We start from the raw sequence: 20453 nt of genomic DNA on the forward strand, positions 1-20453 counted from the left end.
CTAAGAGGGGATAAAAATGGATCAACAAATTTTACATGATGATAAGAAACTGCAAAAAGCTTTTTTTAACTTTTTAATCCCTGTTATGCTAGCGAATGTGCTTCAGTCACTAGGGCAAGTCTTTGGCATGTTTATCGTTGGGCGCAATTTAGGTGTTGATGCGCTAGCAGCAATTTCAGCATTCTTTCCATTCTTCTTCTTTTTAATGGCATTTGCTATTGGAATTGGCTCAGGTAGCTCGATTTTAGTAGGGCAAACGTATGGGGCTGGCAATCACGAGAAGATGAAGGAGGTTGTAGGGGTAACTTTAGCCTTTACAACGATTTTATCGATTGTCGTTGCGATTTTTGGTGGCTTTTTCATTGAGTGGATTTTACGCTTTATGCAAACACCTGCAAATATTTTAGATATGAGTATTAGCTATGCTCAAATCTTATTTTTCACACTACCGATTATGTTCTGGTATTTGGTGTACACAACCTTTATGCGTGGTGTAGGTGACTCTAAAACACCTTTTTTATTTTTAGTCATAAGTGTCATTTTAAATATCGCATTCCTACCACCATTAGTTTTCGGTTGGCTTGGTCTGCCTAAGTTTGGCTTAAATGGCGCCGCTTATGCTTCTGTTTTATCGAATTTGGTGACGATGTTATTATTATTTGCCTACTTGCATAAAACAAAGCATATTTTACGCTTAGACAAATCGATCTTACAGCATTTTAAATTAAAGAAGGATGTTTTATCTTCATTATTAAAGTTAGCCATTCCTGCAAGCATAAGTATGGTTGCGATCTCTGTAGCAGAAATTGCTGTAATAGGCTTCGTTAATGTTTACGGCTCCGATGCTACTGCCGCTTACGGTGTTGTCAATCAGGTCGCTAGTTATGCACAGGTGCCAGCGATGAGTATTGCAATTGCGACATCTGTATTTGTGGCTCAGGCTTTAGGGGCAAACTCAACAGATATGATTAAAAAAATTCGTCAATTAGGTGTGCTTGTTAACTATATTTTAGGTGGAGCGATTATTTTAATTATGTATTTATTTGCCGAGCCTATTTTATCTTTCTTTATTGATAAACAGGATACGGTACTTATCGCCAAGGATTATTTATATATCGCGTTTTGGAGTTATTTAATTTTTGGTCATACACAAACCGTTTCAGCTACAATGCGAGCTACAGGTGTTGTCTTATGGCCTACAATCTTCCTAGTCATCGCAATTTGGGTAGTCGAGGTACCATTGGCGTTTATGTTATCGCACTACACTACATTCGAGCTAAACGGCGTTTGGATCACTTACCCTGCTGCCTTCTGTGTGCATTTTGTATTACAATACGCGTACTTCAAGCTAGGCTGGCAAAAACGAACATTAAAAGCAATGCTCAGCGATTAATTTTTATGATAGAGTCTGTAGACAAAGTTATATAGGTGTTTGGGGTAAATAGGTATGTTTCCTTTTCGCATAAAAAAGAGGCATCCTAATGAAAGGATGCCTCTTTTTATGGTTACATCATTAAAATTAAAGTTTTACGATGTTTGTAGCTTGAGGTCCGCGTTGTCCTTCTTCTACTGAGAATTCAACTTTTTGACCTTCTTCAAGTGTTTTGAAACCATCACCTTGGATAGCTGAGAAGTGAGCGAAAACGTCATTTCCGCCTTCTACTTCGATGAATCCAAAACCTTTTTCTGAGTTAAACCATTTTACTGTACCTTGTGCCATTTTACATGACCTCCATTAATTGTATTTCAATAAAATCATTTTTCTTCAAAAGAAAAAATTCACATATTACAAAAAGCATCAAACAAAACACGATTACTCTTTGTAATATGTGAATTTATTGTTCTCTTGAAAACGATTTTATTAATACTTAATATATAAGAAAAAATCATATTTGTCTAGTGCAAAAGAAGAATTTCTAAAATTTAGTCTCTAATTTACCCACTTTGTTACTAAAATAAGTTCAACTACGAGGTATATTTAATCCTTTTTAGATCAATGTACTCCGTTAGTTGAACCTTGCGTTTACTTAATATTTTAAGAAAGAACGTAAAAAGAAAATCCATTTGAAGCAAAAAGAATGTGATGGTTTTAGCCTTTGTTCCTTTATTGCTAATCCCCAAGGAGTCGCTCAGTCTCCACTCCATCAACCACTTCATGTTGCATGTATCTTATCTTCTGGCATGTCACCCTAATTTATAGTGCTGAAAGAAGTTAAAGTGTTTCATATATAACCTGTCCCATTTGAGTGACGTCATAATCTCCTAGTGCGACTACTTCTGATTGGAAATCTGGTGAATGTAAAATCTCTTTTACCGATTCAACCAGCAGTTGGTTTTCAGGTGTTTTTAATAAGACAATATCATAACGTTCTCTAATAAGTGGTATAAAGTCAACCTCTATGAGTTTTGATATTTTTTCAGTACCTATTCCAATATCTGCATTCCCCTTTGCGACAGCAGAAGCTACATCTATATGGCTCATTTCTTCTTCGTTATACCCTTCTATTGAGGTTGGAGATATGTGATGAATACGTAATTGTTCATCGAGGAAAGTACGAGCACCTGAACCTTTTTCACGGTTCATCAATTTTAGTGATTTAGTCTTAAAATCATCCATTGATTGAATTTGCAATGGATTTCCTTTTTGAACATAAAAGCCTGCTCGGCGTGAAATCAGATTGAGAAGAATATAAGAGTGACTTACAAAAATCTTTTTCAAATAAGGTGTATTATATTCCCCTGTATCACCATCGTACAAATGTAAACTGGCAATATCACATTCCCCATTGTACAGCGCCATAACACCATTAAAGCTACCTTCATGTGAGCGCAATACTTTATTTGATTGTTTTTTCTCTATATATTTTCCTAATAAGTCTAAGGCTAAATCTTGCCCGCTAATAATAATTTTTTTATTTTTTGACGAAGGATTAGTCGAGGCAGTAGATGCAGCAGAAGTTGCTCCTGTCTTGTTCTTTTGTATATATAATTGTAAATCGGTTTTATCCACACGCATTTGTCGACCTACACGAAAAATAGGTAAATCTCCCTTTTTCACTAAATCGTAGATCGTTAATTTTGAAACCTTTAATAATTGAGCAACCTCTTCAATCGTATAGGAATGTTCCTGTGACATGTAAAAAATCTCCCCTTATGCTTCTATTGAAACTATAGTAACTTAATTATAATATTTTTGGACCATCACCAAAACGTGTGGTTGATTTCCGTTCCGACTGGGCGCTTTGCCGCTGTCGCACAGTTAAAACAATTGTTGCTGTCGCTTCGCTTTCGCACAGTTAAAACATTTGTTGCTGTCGCTTCGCTTTCGCACAGATAAAAGATTTGCCGCTGCCGCTTCGCTTTCGCGCAGAGCAGAGCTTCCTAGGGGCGTCCGATGAGCCGCTTGGGCCAACAGATTTTTTTTGCGCGAAAGCGTAATGCTAATGAAGCGTCAGCAAAGTATTTTTGTCTGTGCGAAAGCGTAGTGCAACGTAGCGACAGCAACAGCACGATGTTGGTCACTAAGGCGTTATCACAGGACGTGATGTTTTTAGCCTTCGTTCCTATATTGCTAATCCCCAAGGAGTCGCCCAGCCTCCACTCCAATCAACTTATTTACATAGTATACGTTTAACAAAACTCATCTACAACTTTTGGTGATGAACCATATTTTTAACATCTTGAAAGATTCTAGCGATTTGGTATTTCTTTTTTAGACATAACTAATTATAATTAGTTATGTCTTGTTATAACGAGTTATAAAAGGAGTATCATTCAAAATGAAAAAGTATTACAGTTTAATAGCTTCATTGTTACTAATGGTCGGCATTTTAGCAGGTTGTGGTAGCCAAGGGAGCAACAACAAAACAAACGAGCCTGTTGAATTAACAATTTCCGCAGCAGCTAGTTTACAAGATTCATTAGAAGAACTTCAAAAAGCCTATGAAAATGAACACGATAATATTAAAATCACATTTAACTTTGGTGGCTCTGGTGCTTTACAACAACAAATTTTAGAAGGTGCTCCTGTAGATCTTTTCTTTTCAGCAGCAGAAGATAAGTTTGATGAATTAGTACAAAAAGGTTTAATCGATAAAAAACAAGGAACTGATCTTTTAGCGAACGAATTAGTGTTAGTCGTTCCTAAGAAAAATGAAAAACATATTCAATCATTTGGAGACTTATCGAAAGTTGATAAGATTGCCGTTGGTACACCTGAAACGGTTCCTGCTGGCAAGTACGGTATAGAAACATTGAAGAACATGAACCTTTGGGAAAATGTAGAATCAAAAGTAGTCTATACAAAAGACGTACGACAAGTTCTTACTTATACAGAAACTGAAAATGTTGATGCAGGGTTGATTTATAAAACAGATGCCCTTGTGTCAGAAAAAGTCGATGTCGTTGCTACAGCCAAAGAAGATACACATACACCTATTATTTATCCTGTAGGTGTTATCAAAGATAGTAAGCATACAAAAGAAGCGGAAGATTTCTATCACTATTTACAAAGTGAACAGGCGATGAAAGTATTTAAAAAATACGGTTTTCAAGGAACTCATTAATAAATGAGTACAGATTTCTGGTCACCTCTTAAACTTTCTATCGAGATAGCACTTGTGTCAGGAATAATTGTAATAGTAACAGGTATTCTATTTGGTAAATGGATGGCAAAACGCAATTTCAGAGGAAAATTATTTCTAGAAACAGTGTTACTTTTACCATTAGTATTACCTCCTACTGTAGTAGGATTTCTTCTAATTATTATTTTTGGTAAAAACAGTGTGCTAGGTAACTTGATTACATGGCTTTTTAACCAACCCGTTATGTTCACATGGTGGGCGGCCGTCATCGCCTCTACTGTGGTTGCATTTCCTTTAATGTATCAATCAGCAAAAACTGGCTTTGAATCTGTTGATGTGGACATTGAGAACGCTGCACGTGTTGATGGTGCTAACGAATGGCAAGTTTTTTTCTTTATTTCTATCCCTCTTGCATTAAAATCAATTGTCTCCGGTGGAATTTTAAGTTTCACACGAGCTTTAGGTGAATTTGGTGCAACCTTAATGTTTGCTGGAAACCTTCCAGGCAAAACGCAAACTACGCCACTTGCTATTTATATGGCGATTGGTTCGGGTAACATGTCACTCGCTTGGTCATGGGTGATTTGTATGATAGGTATTTCCTTCCTTATGCTTCTGAGCGTTCATTTCATTAAGGCATAAAGTAAAAGATGTAGTCGGTACAAACTAAACTGTACCAACTACATCTTTTCTTTTTACCCTCCACTAATGGGTGGAATAAAGGCGATTGTATCCCCGTTATTTACTATCGTTGTATCTGTTGCAAATTCCTCATTTACTGCTGTCATGACATGTTGTAAATTAATTTGTGGATAGTGCGTTTCCATCCATTCTTTAATTTGTCCAACTGTACGGTCCGACAGATCTACACATAATTTAGACTCACCGATAATTTCTTGTAAGTGAGCAAATAGTAATATGTTAATCACAAGATTCCTCCTCTCTGATTGATGGATTTCCTTTTGGATAAGGGACATTTTCTAATTGATCACCAATCCATTCAGTCCCATCTTCCCAATACTCTTTTTTCCAAATAGGCACAATTTGTTTAATACGATCAATAGCAAATTCATTGGCTTCATAGGCTATTTTACGATGTGGTGATGAAACCGCAATGACTACGGCAATATCCGAAATTTCTAAATGACCAACACGATGTGTAATGGCTACTTTCGCTTCTGGCCATCGCTCTTGTATTTCTTTAGATATTTGTTCGAACATTTTAATAGCCATAGATGGATAGGCCTGATATTCCAAATGTAGTGTTTTCTTGCCTTTCGTCATTTCACGTACTGTTCCAATGAATACAGTGATTGCACCAGCATTTCGATCTGTTACTTTTTGTCTAACTTCTTCAACATCAATTGGTTTATCTATGATTTCAAACAACGATGTAGTCATGATTTTCTCCTCATTTCCTCACTCAATTATGCCTCGGCATAATTGCGTCCGGAATCGGCTTTGTACTTGCACAAAGAACTCCTTTCCGATTCCGTGACATCCGCCGGAGGCTTTAACTTCTTTCAGCAGATGTTAGCACAGCCGCTGAAAAGTAACTTAAATCCTCATTTTATCTCATCACTATAGAGGTGGGAGACTTCTGATGAAAGTAGTTAGAAATTCCATATATTGTGCTTTTTCTTGAATTGAAAAAGTTGGATAATCTAACGGTTTATTTAGTGGATATGTTGGCCAATAAAGAACACAAACGATATTGGTTACTTTTTGTAGCAAAGATTGATCTTCTGCGTGTCGCAAAAGAACAACCTTCGGATAGTCTTCATTTTTATAGCCTTCAATGAAAATGATATCCATATTAAATGTTTCATAAATAGCTAGTATTTCAGCAAGTTGCCAGTTACTTTGATGAATGCTCATGCGCAAAATACCTTCTCCCTCAACTGCTGTCACACTTGCACCAGCCTTCTCATGACGAACACTATCTTTTGAACTTTCTATCATAGGGATACCACCATGTCCATGATGCTTGATTGTTCCTACACGAAAGCCTTCTGTGGTTGCTTGTGTAATGAGTTGTTCCATTAACGTTGTCTTCCCACTATTTTGATAGCCTACGATTTGTAAGATTTTTCGATGTTGCCCCATGGCCACTCACTTCCCTGCAAATCTTCTAATAATAAAACAACAACTTGCATTCCTTTTTCGTATCCACGTGATCCACCTGGTAATACAATAAAAGAATTGGCTTCTGCTAAGGATGAAACAGCACTAGATTTATCGAACCCAGAAGGAGCTGCAACTAATTGACCGTTTTCGTAAGAAGTATTCGCACGCACAAAACGGGTAAACGGATTCGGTTTTTTAAAGTCCGCATTTAAAACAGCCTGCTCTCTACGTAGATGAGGTTGCTTATTACCAAAAGCTGTACGAATAATCGGTCGTGTAAATAATTCAAAACCAACATAGCAAGCTGATGGATTGCCTGAAAGTCCAAATAATAATTGACCATTTCGAGCCGCAACAGTTGTTACACTACCTGGTCGCATTGCTACTTTATTAAAAAGTACTTGTGCGTCAATGGCTTCATAAATGGCAGGTAAGTAATCGTAATCACCTACTGATACTCCTCCTGTTGTAATCAAAATGTCTACTTCCTGAAGAGCTTTTTCAACAGCTTGTATACATAAATTTAGATCATCGCTAAACTTACCAAAATATTTGACGGTTGCCCCAGCACGTTCAATTTGAGCCATTATCATATATGCATTGCTATTACGAATTTTTCCTGGCTGCAAAGCATCACTCGGTTCAAGTAATTCACTTCCTGTTGCAATAACGCCAACGATTGGTTTTCGAAAAACAGGTACTTGATCATAACCAAAAGTAGCAAGTAATGCGACAACACCTGGATTGATGTATTGTCCTTTTTCAATAAGAATTGCGCCTTTTTGAACGTCCTCTCCCTTATAGGAAATATTTGTTCCTGTTTCATAAGAGCGTTTAATAGACATATACTGTTGATTGTCTTCTTCAAATGTGTGCGTTAATTCTAGCATAACGACTGCATCACATCCGTTTGGGATTGGCGCTCCTGTCATAATGCGCACCGCTTCATGATTACCTACTTCTCTCTCATATACATAGCCCGCTCCAATTTCCCCAACCACCTTAAAGGTTACTGGATCGTCTGAACGCGCCTCTTGACTATCGACCGAGCGAATAGCATAACCATCATAAGGTGAGCGATCAAAAGCTGGTACATCTTGATCTGCAGCAACATCTTCTGCTAAAAAACGTCCATGTGCTTGCTGTAGTGAAACGACCTCTATTTTTTCTTGGAATGCAAACTCCATGACACGTTGAACAGCTTCTCCAACAGCAATTGGTTTTCTTTTTTCTAACATTTTAGAACACTCCTTTATCCGAATAAACGATAATAAATGGTTTTAGCTTTTTGTATATCTTGTACACCGTGAATGACAACTCGTCCATCTTGGAAAATCACTATTCGATAATCTTCCGCTTGGCACGATAGTAAATAGGGATTTTGTTGAATAGCACCATAGGGACTAAGTTGGACAGCGAGCTGATCAAAATTATAGTGAATCGGTTTTGCTGGACGTATTTGAATAGCATCACGACCACATAATACATTTAACTTTGTTTGATTTTCATAGGATAAATACGGATAGGTCGGATTTTTGCCACAGGATGGACAATCATGATTGCGAATTTTTTCCACGTTTATTTCATAGTGTTGATTTTGCCAAACATCAAAAGTTAAATAACTTTTTCGTAATGCTTCTTCATCGCCTACTAAAAATTTTAATACCTCAGCCACTTGATAAGCTGCGACGATTTGAACCGTTGGACTAATAATTCCTACTGTATCGCATGTCATCCCTGTATTAGGCATCGCTGCTAGCAAACAATGTAAACAAGGTGTTTTACCTGGCACAATCGTATAAGTAGCGCCATAACTCCCAACACAAGAACCATAAACCCAAGGAATTTGATATTTTTGTGCAAGATCATTCATCATAAAGCGAATATCAAAGTTGTCCGTTGCATCCAGCATTATATCGACATCTGCAAGCAGTGGGATTATTTGCTCTGTACACGCATCAAAAATATATTCGTTAATTTCTACCTCTGCGTTAATGCTTTGTAGTCGTTTTTTTGCAGCGATTACTTTTGGGACTTTTTCTTGTGCATCTTGTTCGGTATATAGTTGTTGTCTTTGTAAATTACTCCACTCTACATAATCACGATCAATAATCGTCAATTTTCCGACGCCTGCCCTTACAAGAGCCTCTGCGCTAGCACTGCCTAAAGCACCAACTCCTATCATCAGGACATGCTTTTCTTTTAGTAGTAGCTGCCCGTTTTCTCCGATTGGGCTGAATAATTGTTGTCTAGAATATCTATTATGCATAAACGTTTTTGCCTTTCTTTCTATGAATTTTAGTTTGACCTTTTAATTTATAGCTTTATAATAAAAGCAATGTTTTTCAGCAAAAACAAAAATCAACTCTATAAAAGGAGGTCTTTTACCTTGCATCCCACACATAGTGAACTTCCTATACGAGCTGCCATTTTAACAGTGAGCGACACACGCACGCAGGCGGATGATCGTGGTGGTCAGCGTATTCAATCATTACTTCAAGAAGCTTCATTTGAATTAGTAGACTACCAAATATCAAAAGATGAACCTCTTGAAATCTCAAACCACGTACAAAAATGGTGCGATGATCATGCCATTAATACCATTATCGTAACAGGAGGAACAGGATTTACACCGAGAGACCAAACTTACGACACGATTCTCCCTCTTTTCGAAAAAGAAATGATGGGCTTTGGTGAATTATTTCGAACGCTAAGCTATGAAGAAATCGGCCCAAAAGCCATGTTTAGTCGTGCAACAGCAGGTAGTCGCGATAAAACGGCTATCTATGTACTACCAGGTTCAACTAATGCCGTGACACTTGCCATGACAAAGCTGATTCTTCCTACTGTGCAACATTTCGTCGGTGAGTTGAATCGCATATGAAAATGGCGGGTGTTGTCTTAGCAGGCGGTCAATCTTCACGGTACGGTCAACCGAAAATGTTTGAATTATTTGCTGGTCTGCCCTTATATAAGCACAGTCTCATAGCCTTACAAAAAAATCAACTACAGCCTTTAATTATTGCTACGAATGCTAGTTTGCAATCAAAGTTTGTAGAAGAAAATGTCCAATGGATTATTGAAAAACAGCCTCATCAAGGACCTCTGTTTGCTTTGCATAATATAATGACAAATTTTCCGGAAGTAGAGTGGTTTTTCGTAATAGCTAGTGATATGCCTTTTATTAATGCAGAATTTGTCCAAACTATGCTTACATTTATCGATGATCGTTATGATGCGATTGTTCCTAAACAAGCTTTAAGAATACAACCTCTTGCTGCTTTATATCGACGCAGCGCTTTACCAAAAGCACAGCAATTAGTCCAACAAAACAAGCGAAGTATGAAAGTCTTGTTGGAGCAACTTCAAGTATGTTATGTCCCATTTGAAGAAGAAAGCTCAACATTTATCAATATCAATTCTCAACAAGATTGGCTACAAACATTTGAAAGGAAGTCTAATAATGAGTAATTTTACACACTGGAATGAAGAAGGTCGTCCCAAAATGGTCGACATTTCAGATAAAACAATCACAAACCGTACAGCGATCGCGCGTAGTACAATCACGTTATCCGATGAAGTCTATCAAGCTATCCAACAGGGAGGCATAAAAAAAGGCGACCCTACGCAAGTGGCACAAATTGCCGGGATTATGGGCGCTAAAAAAACGGCTGATATTATCCCAATGTGCCATCCGATTATGTTACAAGGAACAGATCTGCAATTTGAATATACTAAAGCAGAGGATGGTTACGAACTACACATTCAAGCTACAGTAAAATGTAATGGTAAAACAGGCGTCGAAATGGAAGCATTAACTGCTGCATCCATAGCTGCACTGACTTTTTATGATATGTGTAAAGCCGTCGACAAATCTATGGTGATTAAAGAAACATACCTCGTTCAAAAAACAGGCGGAAAAAGTGGCGACTTTATGCATAAATAAACAGAAAAAATTCGGCATTATTTTGCCGATTTTTTTCTGTTTTTTAACAAAAGTCACCAGCATTAACTAATACCACTCTATTTCGTCTATCCACCGATATGTGACATTTCAATTTTTGAGTTTTTCCTTTTTTCCATTGTCTGTTCATTTCGTTCATCGGAATAGCGATCTTTTCTATTTTCCCAAACATTCGAAATGTGTTGGGTGATGGTTTCATCATCTTCCCCAGACCTTAACAAATCTCGTAGATTCGTTCCCTCTGTTGCAAATAAACAAGTATATAATGTTCCTTCTGCCGAAATACGGGCACGCGAACAAGTGGAGCAGAAAGAATCTGTTACAGATGATATCACGCCAACTTCGCCCTGAGTATCCTCATATTGATAACGTGTAGCCACTTCCCCTTTATAGTTAGGGTCAACAGGATGCAAAGGGGAAAATTGGTTGACCTGGTCAATGATTTCTTTCTTCGACACAACTTCATCCAGCTGCCAACCATTTGAATTACCGACATCCATATATTCAATAAAGCGAAGAATATGCTGTTTCTCTTTAAAATATTCTGCCATCGAAATGATATCTTGCTCATTTTTTCCTTTTTGAACGACCATATTGATCTTCACTTGTAAACCCGCTTCTGCCGCTTTTTCTATACCTTCTAATACCGTTTTCACTTTTCCTCGATGGCCATTCATCTCGAAAAAACGTTCTTCATTTAGAGAATCTAGGCTAACTGCTACTCGTGATAAACCTGCTCTCGCCAATTCATCGGCATATTTTTTCAACAATGTGCCATTAGTCGTTAAGGCAATATCTTCTACTCCGACTATGCGATGTATACGTTCAATTAATTTGGGCAGATCACGACGTAGTAAAGGCTCACCACCAGTAATGCGTACTTTTTTCACACCTAATGAAACGAAAATCTTTACTAATCTTTCGATTTCTTCAAAGCTCAATATTTTTTCGGACGGTAAAAAAGCATAATCTGGACCAAATACTTCTGCAGGCATGCAATATTGACAACGAAAATTACAACGATCTGTCACTGATATCCTTAAATCTCTTAATGGTCTGTGTAGTTGGTCTTGTAGACTAGTAATTTTAATCTCTTCCTTTCATTTTATTGGTAGGTAAGTGAATACGTTCTTTGTGTGTATAAATATTAAGTGTATTTTGACGAATAAAGCCTACCGTCGTAATACCGAGTTGCTCTGCTAATTGCAATGCTAATTCTGTTGGAGCCGATTTGGACAGCACAATTTCACAGCCAATTTTCGATACTTTAAGTAAAATTTCAGATGAAATTCTTCCGCTAAATACGATAATTTTGTCCTGAATGCTAATTTTGTTTTTTAGGCAATAACCATAAATTTTATCTAAGGCATTATGGCGCCCAATATCCATTCTACTTAATAAAACACCATTCGCATCACATAGCGCGGCATTATGAACACCACCAGTTTGTTTGAATGTTTCTGCCAAATCTTGCATATCGCGCATTAAACGAAAACAATCATCTGTTGTAATACGCACATGAATGCCTTCCATTTTTTTAGCTACTAATGCATCATTAGCAAAAACAAACCCTTGGCGACTCATGCCACAACAAGAAGTAATGTAACGTTTATTTTGAATTTGTTGAAAATAAGGATTCACACGCTTTGTTTTAACATGTACAAAACCTTCTTTTTCTTGGTGCCAAATGGCTTCAATATCTTCGTAATCGCGAATAATCCGTTCAGAAGCCAAATAACCAATAACCATATCTTCTACATACTCGGGTGTGCAAACCATCGTCACAAATTCTTGCTCATTAATCTTCACTGTGACCGCGTATTCTGTGACAACGGTATCTTCTATTTCTTTGATTTGATTACCTTCAACACGTATTATTTCTCTAGTTACAGCGCGTTCCATATGGCATCCCCTTTATTCACTAATATTATCTTCAAAAACAAAGACAGAAATAGCAAAATCTTCTTCAATTTTGATATCTGAAAATAAATGGAGTAACTTAGTGCCCATCAATTCTTCCATACCTTCTGGAGGTGATTTTGTATACAAATCTTGAATCATTCTTGTACGTGCAGCATGAACCATTTTTAACCCTTCAGGCGTACTCGCAATAAATTTTTCTGTCGGTGTGATATTACCATATAAAGTTGAGACAGCCATGTTCTCTACGAAAACAGTATGAATACGCTCTGGTCCTTTTCCAAATATATCTTTGCGTAGTTTTCGAATAATGTCGTTGAACTCATGCACTTTTTTTGACATTTTAACGATTCTCCCAACGTAATTAATCTTTTTATCCTATGTTTATGGGGGTCACCCTTACAGTTTGTTAATAATATAGCAACTTAAATAAAAATTAAAGAGAAAATATCCAATGATAATTATTCTCAATAGATAATTTTTATTATTATTATTGTCCATTTTAGCCGAAAAGGCTATAATAATTGGTATTACATATGGAATAAAAGTATTTTGATTCCTATGTCATGGTTTCATACAAATGAGTTTGAACTATAGGCATGGTGGTTTTAATATTTAAATTCTATAGTTATATTGAATAAAAAATAAAAGTTGATTGAATTTTTAGCAAGGCCTGTTAAGAATTTTATCCACCATGAATAAATAGCATGATAATACATGCCTTTTCATGGTGGATTTTTTTATTTTTGAGCAATATCAACATCGACAACTTGTAATAAGTGTTTCTTCATCAAGTTGGTGTAGAAATTGGACAAATTGGGAAATGGCATTATAACAAGACAATTTTTTAAAAATAACAAGACAATCAAAATAAAACTCGTAACTCTATTCCCGATTTATCCTAAGTATTAACCTGTTGTCAAATAAGTCTCAAAGAGCAAAAGGAGGAAAATACCTTGACTACAATTAAAATTAATGGCCAACCGTATGATGTAGCAGAGGGAGCTACAATACTTGATACCATTAATCAAAACGGCATCGCCCACCCACAAATTTGTCATGTACCATCTGTTGATCCTATCGAAACTTGTGATACATGTATCGTCGAAGTGAATGGACAATTAGTTCGCTCTTGTTCAACAAAAGCAGTAAACGGCATGGATATCCAACTTACTTCTGATAAAGCGGAAGCTGCACAAACAGAAGCGATGGATCGTTTACTAGAAAATCATTTACTGTACTGTACAGTTTGTGATAATAACAACGGAAATTGTACATTACACAACACTGCAGAATTAATGGAAATCGAACATCAAAAATATCCTTATCAACCAAAAGTTGAACCACACGAAGTAGACATGTCGCACCCGTTTTATCGATATGATCCAAACCAATGTATCGCATGTGGACAATGTGTAGAGGTTTGTCAAAACCTACAAGTTAATGAAACATTATCTCTTGACTGGGAAGCTGAAAGACCAAAAGTAGTTTGGGATGAAGGCGTTGCCATTAACGATTCTTCATGTGTAGGCTGTGGACAATGTGTTACCGTTTGTCCATGTAACGCATTAATGGAAAAATCAATGCTTGGTGAAGCTGGTTTTATGACTGGACTTAAACAAGAAACATTAGATCCGATGATTAGTTTAATTAAGGAAGTCGAGCCTGGCTATAGCGGTATCTTCGCTGTTTCTGAAGTCGAGGCTGCTATGCGTAGTAAACGTACGAAGAAAACAAAAACAGTTTGTACTTTCTGTGGAGTAGGTTGTTCGTTCGAAGTTTGGACAAAAGACCGCAAAATTTTAAAAGTGCAACCTTCAGACGGTCCTGTAAATGCTATTTCTACTTGTGTAAAAGGAAAATTCGGTTGGGACTTCATCAACTCTGAAGAACGAATTACAAAACCATTAATTCGTAAAAATGATGCATTTGTTGAATCTTCATGGGATGAAGCTCTTGACTTAATTGCTACTAAACTAGGTGGCATTCAAAAAGAACACGGTTCTGGTTCTGTCGGCTTTATTTCTTCTTCAAAAATTACAAACGAAGAAAACTACTTAATTCAAAAAATGGCACGTCAATTATTCGAAACAAACGACGTTGATAACTGCTCACGCTATTGTCAATCTCCAGCTACAGATGGCCTACTACGCACAGTTGGTATAGGTGGCGACGCTGGAACGATCAAAGATATCGCAAAAGCTGGCCTTGTTATTATTGTTGGGGCAAACCCTGCAGAAGGTCACCCTGTTTTAGCTACTCGTGTAAAACGTGCCCATAAGTTACACGGTCAAAAATTAATTGTTGCCGACGTTCGTAAACATGAAATGGCTGAGCGTTCTGATATTTTCATGCGCCCAAAACAAGGAACAGACCAAGTATGGTTAATGGCCGTTACAAAATATATGATCGATCAAGGTTGGCATGATGAAGCCTTCATTAAAGAGAACGTGCACTTCTTTGATGATTTTAAAGATGTACTTGAAACATACACACTAGAATATGCAGAAAAAGAAACGGGCATTTCAAAAGAAACGTTGATAAATGTTGCTGAAATGATTCGTGATGCTGACGGTACATGTGTACTTTGGGGTATGGGTGTTACACAAAATACAGGTGGCTCATATACATCAGCTGCAATTTCTAACCTACTTCTAGCTACTGGTAACTATCGTCGTCCAGGTGCAGGCGCCTACCCTCTTCGTGGTCACAACAATGTTCAAGGTGCTTGTGATATGGGTACACTACCAAATCTATTACCAGGTAATCAAAAAGTAATAGACGACGAAGCACGTAAGAAATTTGAAGATGCATATGGTGTGAAAATCAAACCTGAACCAGGTCGTACGAATATGGCAATGTTAGATGCGATTATGGAAGGTAAAATGAAAGCAATGTATTTAGTTGGGGAAGATATGGCACTTGTAGATTGCGATGCTAACCATGTAGATAAAGTACTTTCACAATTAGACTTCTTTGTTGTACAAGATTGCTTCCTTTCACGTACAGCACAATATGCGGATGTTATTTTACCAGCAGCACCTTCTCTTGAAAAAGAAGGTACTTTCACGAATACAGAGCGTCGTGTACAACGACTATATCAAGTATTACCAACACTTGGTGAATCAAAAGCCGATTGGGAAATCCTTCAATTAGTAGCACGTCGCCTAGGTGCTGACTGGAATTACAGTCACCCAAGTGAAATCTTTGCTGAAATGGCTAGTCTTGCTCCATTCTTCTCGCAAGCGAACTATGATGTATTAGAAAATTGGGGTAGCTTCTGTTGGGGTAGCCATGATGGTAAAGACACACCTTTACTATATGAGGATGGCTTTAACTTCCCTGACAAAAAAGCTCGTTTTGCTTTAAATGATTGGATCAGACCGGTTGAATATGAAGCGCAATATGATTGCCATATTAACAACGGTCGTATGCTTGAACACTTCCATGAAGGTAATATGACAAATAAATCAAAAGGTATTCAATCGAAAGTACCTGAAATTTTTGTTGAAGTATCACCAGAACTAGCAAAAGAACGTGGCATTGAAGATGGAGCTCTTCTTCGTTTAGTGTCTCCTCAGGGCGCATTAAAATTAAATGCCCTAGTGACAGATCGTGTACAAGGAAATGAACTTTTCTTACCAATGAACTCTGTTAGCAAAGACTCAGCGATTAATTTCTTAACGGGCCAGGCTGGAGACATTAATACATCGACACCGGCGTACAAACAAACAAAAGTACGCGTAGAAGTATTGAAACAAAAAGGAAAATCTCCACTTCCTAGAACAAACCCGCGTTATAAAAAACGTCATCCACAAAATGGTGTTGAGGTACAACGTAAATGGAATCGTCCTGGTTACGTTCACTTAACAACTAACGAAAGGGAGTGATTTCATGGCTGCACCAATTACGACAATTCAAAAAGCGCAAGTAACAGAAGAACAACTAAAGGAAGAAAAGTTAGAGAATTTAAAGCAACTTCTTTCTGAGAATGAAGAAATGGTGAATCAGGTCTTTACGATCATGGCAGAATTAAATGATATTGGAGCGCTAGAGGCAGCTACGAAACTACTTGAAGCAAAAGAGGATGTTGCACATATCGCTCTTGGTCAATTAACGCGTAAGCCTGTTACGAATATCATCAATAACTTAATGGGTGTTGCAGGAGCATTAACCGAATTGAATCCAGAAACAACAACAAAGCTTATTGAAGGCTTAAATACCGGCTTAGATGAAGCGAACAAAGCCGTTGAATCGGATGAAAAAGTTAGCGCCTTTAAGTTGTTCAAAATGTTAAACGATCCTGATGTTAATCGTGCTGTAAACTTTGGCGCTCACTTCTTAAAAGGGCTTGGCAAAGGCCTAAAATAGGAAGGTGGTTTCTAACATGCTAACGAACGAACACATTTTAAAAACTTTGCAGAAAATCGATGACCCAGAGCTTCATAAAAGCATCGTTGACTTGAATATGGTACGCAATATTCAAGTCAACGGTACGGATATCTCACTTGATATTATCTTGACTATTCAAGGATGTCCTATGAAAGCCAAAATCCAACAAGATGTTGAAGAAGCGTTGAAAGCAATCGGCGCAACAAATGTCTCCATTACATTTGGTTCTATGACAGATGACGAACGTCGTAGTTTAACAGCTTCTTTAAAATCAGAAAAAGTTACGGATAAAGGTATGCCTAAAATGCTTCTACCCGATTCTGGTGTCAAATTTATAGCAATTACTAGCGGTAAAGGTGGCGTCGGTAAATCTACCGTGACGATTAACTTAGCAGTAGCTCTTGCCCGTCTTGGAAAACGTGTAGGTATTTTAGATGCCGACATATATGGATTCAGTATTCCTGCCATGATGAAGATTCAACAAAAGCCAACAATGATAGACCAAACAGCTATACCAGTAATAAGTCATGGTGTAAAAATCATGTCGATGGGCTTTTTCACAAACGAAAACCAACCTGTCATGTGGCGTGGCCCAATGCTTAACAAATGGATTCGTAATTTCCTTGTTAATACACATTGGGGTGACTTAGATTATCTCCTTATAGATTTACCACCTGGTACAGGAGATGTAGCCATTGATATGGCAGCAATGATTCCACAAGCACAGGAAATTATTGTAACAACACCACACCTTGCAGCTTCACATGTTGCCTCTCGTGCAGGTCTGATGGCTCAACATACGAACCACACGATTCTTGGTGTTGTTGAAAACATGGCTTACTTTGAAAACTCAAATGGCGAAAAGAACTATTTATTCGGTCAAGGTGGCGCAGAAAAATTAGCAGATGAGCTTCAGACAAGTATCATCGCTCAAATTCCATTTGCGCAACCTGAGGAAAATACAGGTTCCTCCGTTTATGACGAAGACTCCATTATCGGTGAGGTATTTACCCACCTTGCAGAAGATATGATGTATCAATAAAGTGAAACTTTCATCAGTGGGGTTTTCTTCATCCCCTACTGATGATTAGTCTTCACCAATCAGGCTTTTACAAGCAGTTATTCTCCTGCCTAAGAGCATGTGAAACACAAAAATCCTTGTCTCGCTTTTACACGAGACAAGGATTTTTTAATGGAGCAATGTTCAAATTTGAAACACTCCCCTACTGTTTAATAGCCAGCCTTTTTTAAAACTTGCATAAAATAAAAGCGGTATGTATTTTTAACGAAAGTATCTAAAGGCAGACCAACATTTAATTGATACTTTGTAAAAATAAAATAAAAACGCTTATCCCATTTTAACCGTAATAACTCCCCAGCATCTTCACCGTATTTCTCCGTAAATTCCTCAATTAAAGGGTCAATCATATAGTAGCAATAGTCTTTTAAGTTTGCGAGGGCCTCTATATCTTTCTCCTTTTGAAAACGTGAAATCCACTCTTCTAATTGTTCATTCATTTTAAAATCCATCTCTCTTTATTGAGTTTCTTCCTATTATATTATAACTTTTTTTATAGGTTTTCGCTTCTTTCGTTTCTTAGATATTTTGTTTTGGGTTGATAAAATAATGAGCTTCAAATCTATTCAACATGTAAGATTCTCACCTAATGAATAGTAACTTGTTGATTAGATTGTATCCCCTTTTTAATCGATCAAATAGTTCTATAAAAAAAGGTAAAGCGCCTCACCCCCTTTATACTAAAGGATTTGAAGCATTTTTCAGTTGGTTTCAACCAGCGTTCCCAACTAAAATCAAGCAGTTATTTTTTGCGGATTTTTTTTACCCATTTTACTTAACCAAATAAATAAAAACACAATGATTAATATAACCGGGGCTAACTCTTTAGGGAAAAATAGCATTAGAGCAATTCCTACTAGTAAAGGTGTCTTTAAAATAGCGATTGAAGCACTACCACCTATAACAGCTACGATAAAGAGCATATCTAGTTGTGGAAAAAAAGTCGCGATCGCGTAACCCTGTAATATAGAAGCGAATATAACTGGTAAAACATTTCCACCAACCCAACCTGACTTAAAACAAAACTCCATAAAAATCAGTTTTAAAACAGAAGCTAAAATTAAAGTAGCCATCGAAAGTGTCGGTACTAAACTAGGTAAAGCTTGCATAGAAAGTTGGCCGGAAAAAAGTAAATTAGGAGCGATTATTGATATTAAACCAATACCAATACCACCGATAACAGCACTTAAAATAATTTTATTGTTAATTTTAGAAAAGAATTTTTTCATTGCTCTTTCCATTAGTTCATAAAGTTTACTAAACAAAATACCAAACAACACAAAAGGAATAAATAGAAACAATTCATCTAATCCCCAATTAGTTTCCCCTAACTTTGTCACAAAAGGAGGTTGATCTGATATTTTAATAAAGAACATAAAGGTTACTATTCCATTAACGATAAATAATATATATAAGGATTTCTTCAATAAAAGCAGTTTTTTCTCTTTAGGAGCCCGATCAGGATTATATGGAATAAGGTAGTTATGAGGTAAAGTTAATTTTTTTAGTTTAATTATCCAAGAATCCTGTTTCCATTCGTTGTAGGAAAAATAAAAGTAACGCATTTTATCTCCCTGCCATACCGATAACGCAATAACAGAACTTAGTATGGCTGCTGCGGGACCAACACTTGCACCAAAAACTAAAATTAAAAAAGCAATTAAAAAATTGAGACCTACATTCGAATAGTCAATTTTTTGAGTTGTTTTTAATTCAACAATAGCTTCATTAGCCGTTTTAGGCAGGCCACCCCACTTGTACTTGCTAACACCTACTAAAATGCCACCAAAAATACATAAAATTAATGTATAAATAGCGGGTATTTTTAAATCATTGGTTACATCATTCCACAAAAAATCTGCCAAGCCATTAACTAAAATTAAAAAAACAGAAGAAATAAAACCGATTATCCCACTTAAAATTAAGCCATAAACAAGTAATCCGCTTATTTTAAAATACTTCTCAGTCAAAATAAAATTCACCAACTTTTTATACGTATATTAAGATTATTCTCTTGTTACATTAAATATAATACCTATATAACTATACTAGACTTTATTCTGAAAGGGCTAGTAATTTCCTATCTAAATCCAATCTAAACATACTAATAAATAGATTGCCTAGTTCATTTTTTTAATGATTATCATCCTTCCCGTTTCTTTGCTACTCATATTCCATAACTAAAATAAACACCTTCGATGCACTTTTACTATTTCACTACCAATCAATAATCAGTAGTGTTACATTTTCTGTATAAAAAATTTTCAATAGTTAAGCAAATAAAACGAGGGAATAATTTGAAAAAAATCTATAAAATTTTTTAGGTGTATTAATCCTATTGATTATTATTTTTGGCTATATTCAATTTAAATTTAATTACGAATAAGGC

The 20453-nt window shown here is 36.6% G+C and carries 23 protein-coding genes; 10 read left to right on the forward strand and 13 right to left on the reverse strand.

Annotation, left to right across the window (positions count from 1 at the left end; all coding sequences use genetic code 11):
• The first annotated feature begins 16 nt into the window (after positions 1–16).
• On the forward strand, positions 17–1393 hold the full coding sequence (locus AC1DCY_RS07880) for an MATE family efflux transporter (protein WP_477348975.1): 1377 nt from the start codon (positions 17–19) through the stop codon (positions 1391–1393).
• 126 nt (positions 1394–1519) lie between these two features.
• Here the strand turns inward: AC1DCY_RS07880 and AC1DCY_RS07885 are convergent, their stop codons facing one another.
• The 3 genes from AC1DCY_RS07885 to AC1DCY_RS07895 all read right to left on the reverse strand — a co-directional run bounded on the left by AC1DCY_RS07885 (position 1520) and on the right by AC1DCY_RS07895 (position 3412).
• On the reverse strand, positions 1520–1720 hold the full coding sequence (locus AC1DCY_RS07885) for a cold-shock protein (protein WP_049667605.1): 201 nt from the start codon (positions 1718–1720) through the stop codon (positions 1520–1522).
• A gap of 492 nt (positions 1721–2212) precedes the next feature.
• Positions 2213–3136, reverse strand: a complete 924-nt coding sequence (locus AC1DCY_RS07890) for a substrate-binding domain-containing protein (protein WP_477348977.1) — start codon at positions 3134–3136, stop codon at positions 2213–2215.
• A 123-nt stretch (positions 3137–3259) separates the two neighbouring features.
• On the reverse strand, positions 3260–3412 hold the full coding sequence (locus tag AC1DCY_RS07895) for a hypothetical protein (RefSeq protein ID WP_477348979.1): 153 nt from the start codon (positions 3410–3412) through the stop codon (positions 3260–3262).
• On the opposite strand from AC1DCY_RS07895, the gene AC1DCY_RS07900 reads away from it, so the two are divergent.
• From AC1DCY_RS07900 to modB, 3 genes are all read left to right on the forward strand, one after another.
• Positions 3395–3634, forward strand: coding sequence for a hypothetical protein (locus AC1DCY_RS07900; RefSeq protein WP_477348981.1), 240 nt, complete (start codon positions 3395–3397; stop codon positions 3632–3634). The genes AC1DCY_RS07895 and AC1DCY_RS07900 overlap by 18 nt on opposite strands.
• A 145-nt stretch (positions 3635–3779) precedes the next feature.
• Positions 3780–4565: a molybdate ABC transporter substrate-binding protein gene (gene modA / locus AC1DCY_RS07905; protein WP_477348983.1), complete on the forward strand. Its 786-nt coding sequence runs from the start codon at positions 3780–3782 to the stop codon at positions 4563–4565.
• Positions 4566–4568: 3 nt separating this feature from the next.
• On the forward strand, positions 4569–5225 hold the full coding sequence (gene modB, locus AC1DCY_RS07910; RefSeq protein ID WP_477348985.1) for a molybdate ABC transporter permease subunit: 657 nt from the start codon (positions 4569–4571) through the stop codon (positions 5223–5225).
• A 53-nt stretch (positions 5226–5278) separates the two neighbouring features.
• On the opposite strand, the gene moaD is transcribed toward modB, so the two are convergent.
• From moaD to AC1DCY_RS07935, 5 genes are all read right to left on the reverse strand, one after another.
• Positions 5279–5512 carry a molybdopterin converting factor subunit 1 gene (moaD, locus tag AC1DCY_RS07915; RefSeq protein ID WP_477348987.1) on the reverse strand — a complete coding sequence of 78 codons (234 nt, stop codon included), beginning with the start codon at positions 5510–5512 and terminating at the stop codon, positions 5279–5281.
• Positions 5505–5984 (reverse strand): molybdenum cofactor biosynthesis protein MoaE, encoded by a 480-nt coding sequence (locus tag AC1DCY_RS07920; protein ID WP_477348988.1) that lies wholly within the window; start codon positions 5982–5984, stop codon positions 5505–5507. Before AC1DCY_RS07920 ends, moaD begins: the two co-directional genes overlap by 8 nt.
• Positions 5985–6164: 180 nt before the next feature.
• Complete coding sequence (gene mobB / locus AC1DCY_RS07925) at positions 6165–6695, reverse strand: molybdopterin-guanine dinucleotide biosynthesis protein B (protein ID WP_477348990.1); 531 nt, start codon at positions 6693–6695, stop codon at positions 6165–6167.
• Positions 6656–7948 carry a molybdopterin molybdotransferase MoeA gene (locus AC1DCY_RS07930; protein WP_477348992.1) on the reverse strand — a complete coding sequence of 431 codons (1293 nt, stop codon included), beginning with the start codon at positions 7946–7948 and terminating at the stop codon, positions 6656–6658. Before AC1DCY_RS07930 ends, mobB begins: the two co-directional genes overlap by 40 nt.
• A 14-nt stretch (positions 7949–7962) precedes the next feature.
• The gene (locus AC1DCY_RS07935) at positions 7963–8979 is read right to left on the reverse strand and encodes a thiazole biosynthesis adenylyltransferase ThiF (RefSeq protein WP_477348994.1); all 1017 of its coding nucleotides are present in this window, start codon (positions 8977–8979) and stop codon (positions 7963–7965) included.
• Between the two features lie 120 nt (positions 8980–9099).
• Here AC1DCY_RS07935 and AC1DCY_RS07940 point away from each other — a divergent pair, with 120 nt between their 5' ends.
• Genes AC1DCY_RS07940 through moaC form a run of 3 tightly spaced genes read left to right on the forward strand, consistent with a single transcriptional unit; the run spans position 9100 to position 10656 of the window.
• Positions 9100–9594, forward strand: a complete 495-nt coding sequence (locus tag AC1DCY_RS07940; RefSeq protein ID WP_477348995.1) for a MogA/MoaB family molybdenum cofactor biosynthesis protein — start codon at positions 9100–9102, stop codon at positions 9592–9594.
• Complete coding sequence (locus AC1DCY_RS07945) at positions 9591–10181, forward strand: molybdenum cofactor guanylyltransferase (RefSeq protein WP_477348997.1); 591 nt, start codon at positions 9591–9593, stop codon at positions 10179–10181. The genes AC1DCY_RS07940 and AC1DCY_RS07945 overlap by 4 nt, the downstream gene beginning before the upstream one ends.
• Positions 10174–10656, forward strand: coding sequence for a cyclic pyranopterin monophosphate synthase MoaC (gene moaC / locus AC1DCY_RS07950; protein ID WP_477348999.1), 483 nt, complete (start codon positions 10174–10176; stop codon positions 10654–10656). The genes AC1DCY_RS07945 and moaC overlap by 8 nt, the downstream gene beginning before the upstream one ends.
• 86 nt (positions 10657–10742) lie before the next feature.
• Here the strand turns inward: moaC and moaA are convergent, their stop codons facing one another.
• From moaA to AC1DCY_RS07965, 3 genes are read right to left on the reverse strand one after another with little or no spacing between them, the layout of a single operon-like run.
• A complete protein-coding gene (gene moaA, locus AC1DCY_RS07955; protein ID WP_477349130.1) occupies positions 10743–11765 on the reverse strand; it encodes a GTP 3',8-cyclase MoaA in 1023 nt (340 codons plus the stop codon).
• The gene (gene fdhD, locus AC1DCY_RS07960; protein WP_477349001.1) at positions 11761–12576 is read right to left on the reverse strand and encodes a formate dehydrogenase accessory sulfurtransferase FdhD; all 816 of its coding nucleotides are present in this window, start codon (positions 12574–12576) and stop codon (positions 11761–11763) included. Before fdhD ends, moaA begins: the two co-directional genes overlap by 5 nt.
• Positions 12577–12588: 12 nt before the next feature.
• Entirely contained in the window at positions 12589–12936 is a 348-nt protein-coding gene (locus AC1DCY_RS07965) for a Na-translocating system protein MpsC family protein (RefSeq protein ID WP_049667590.1), read from the reverse strand.
• 614 nt (positions 12937–13550) lie between these two features.
• Here AC1DCY_RS07965 and fdhF point away from each other — a divergent pair.
• From fdhF to AC1DCY_RS07980, 3 genes are read left to right on the forward strand one after another with little or no spacing between them, the layout of a single operon-like run.
• On the forward strand, positions 13551–16484 hold the full coding sequence (gene fdhF, locus AC1DCY_RS07970) for a formate dehydrogenase subunit alpha (RefSeq protein WP_477349003.1): 2934 nt from the start codon (positions 13551–13553) through the stop codon (positions 16482–16484).
• A gap of 4 nt (positions 16485–16488) precedes the next feature.
• The gene (locus AC1DCY_RS07975; protein ID WP_477349005.1) at positions 16489–16965 is read left to right on the forward strand and encodes a helical membrane plugin domain-containing protein; all 477 of its coding nucleotides are present in this window, start codon (positions 16489–16491) and stop codon (positions 16963–16965) included.
• Between the two features lie 16 nt (positions 16966–16981).
• Positions 16982–18028, forward strand: a complete 1047-nt coding sequence (locus AC1DCY_RS07980) for an Mrp/NBP35 family ATP-binding protein (RefSeq protein ID WP_477349007.1) — start codon at positions 16982–16984, stop codon at positions 18026–18028.
• 188 nt (positions 18029–18216) lie between these two features.
• Here the strand turns inward: AC1DCY_RS07980 and AC1DCY_RS07985 are convergent, their stop codons facing one another.
• Both AC1DCY_RS07985 and AC1DCY_RS07990 read right to left on the reverse strand, forming a co-directional pair.
• Positions 18217–18504 carry a hypothetical protein gene (locus tag AC1DCY_RS07985; RefSeq protein WP_477349008.1) on the reverse strand — a complete coding sequence of 96 codons (288 nt, stop codon included), beginning with the start codon at positions 18502–18504 and terminating at the stop codon, positions 18217–18219.
• Positions 18505–18798: 294 nt separating this feature from the next.
• Positions 18799–20034, reverse strand: a complete 1236-nt coding sequence (locus tag AC1DCY_RS07990) for a chloride channel protein (RefSeq protein WP_477349010.1) — start codon at positions 20032–20034, stop codon at positions 18799–18801.
• Positions 20035–20453 lie beyond the last annotated feature (419 nt).

It is taken from the genome of Lysinibacillus sp. 10T31 (assembly GCF_056394365.1).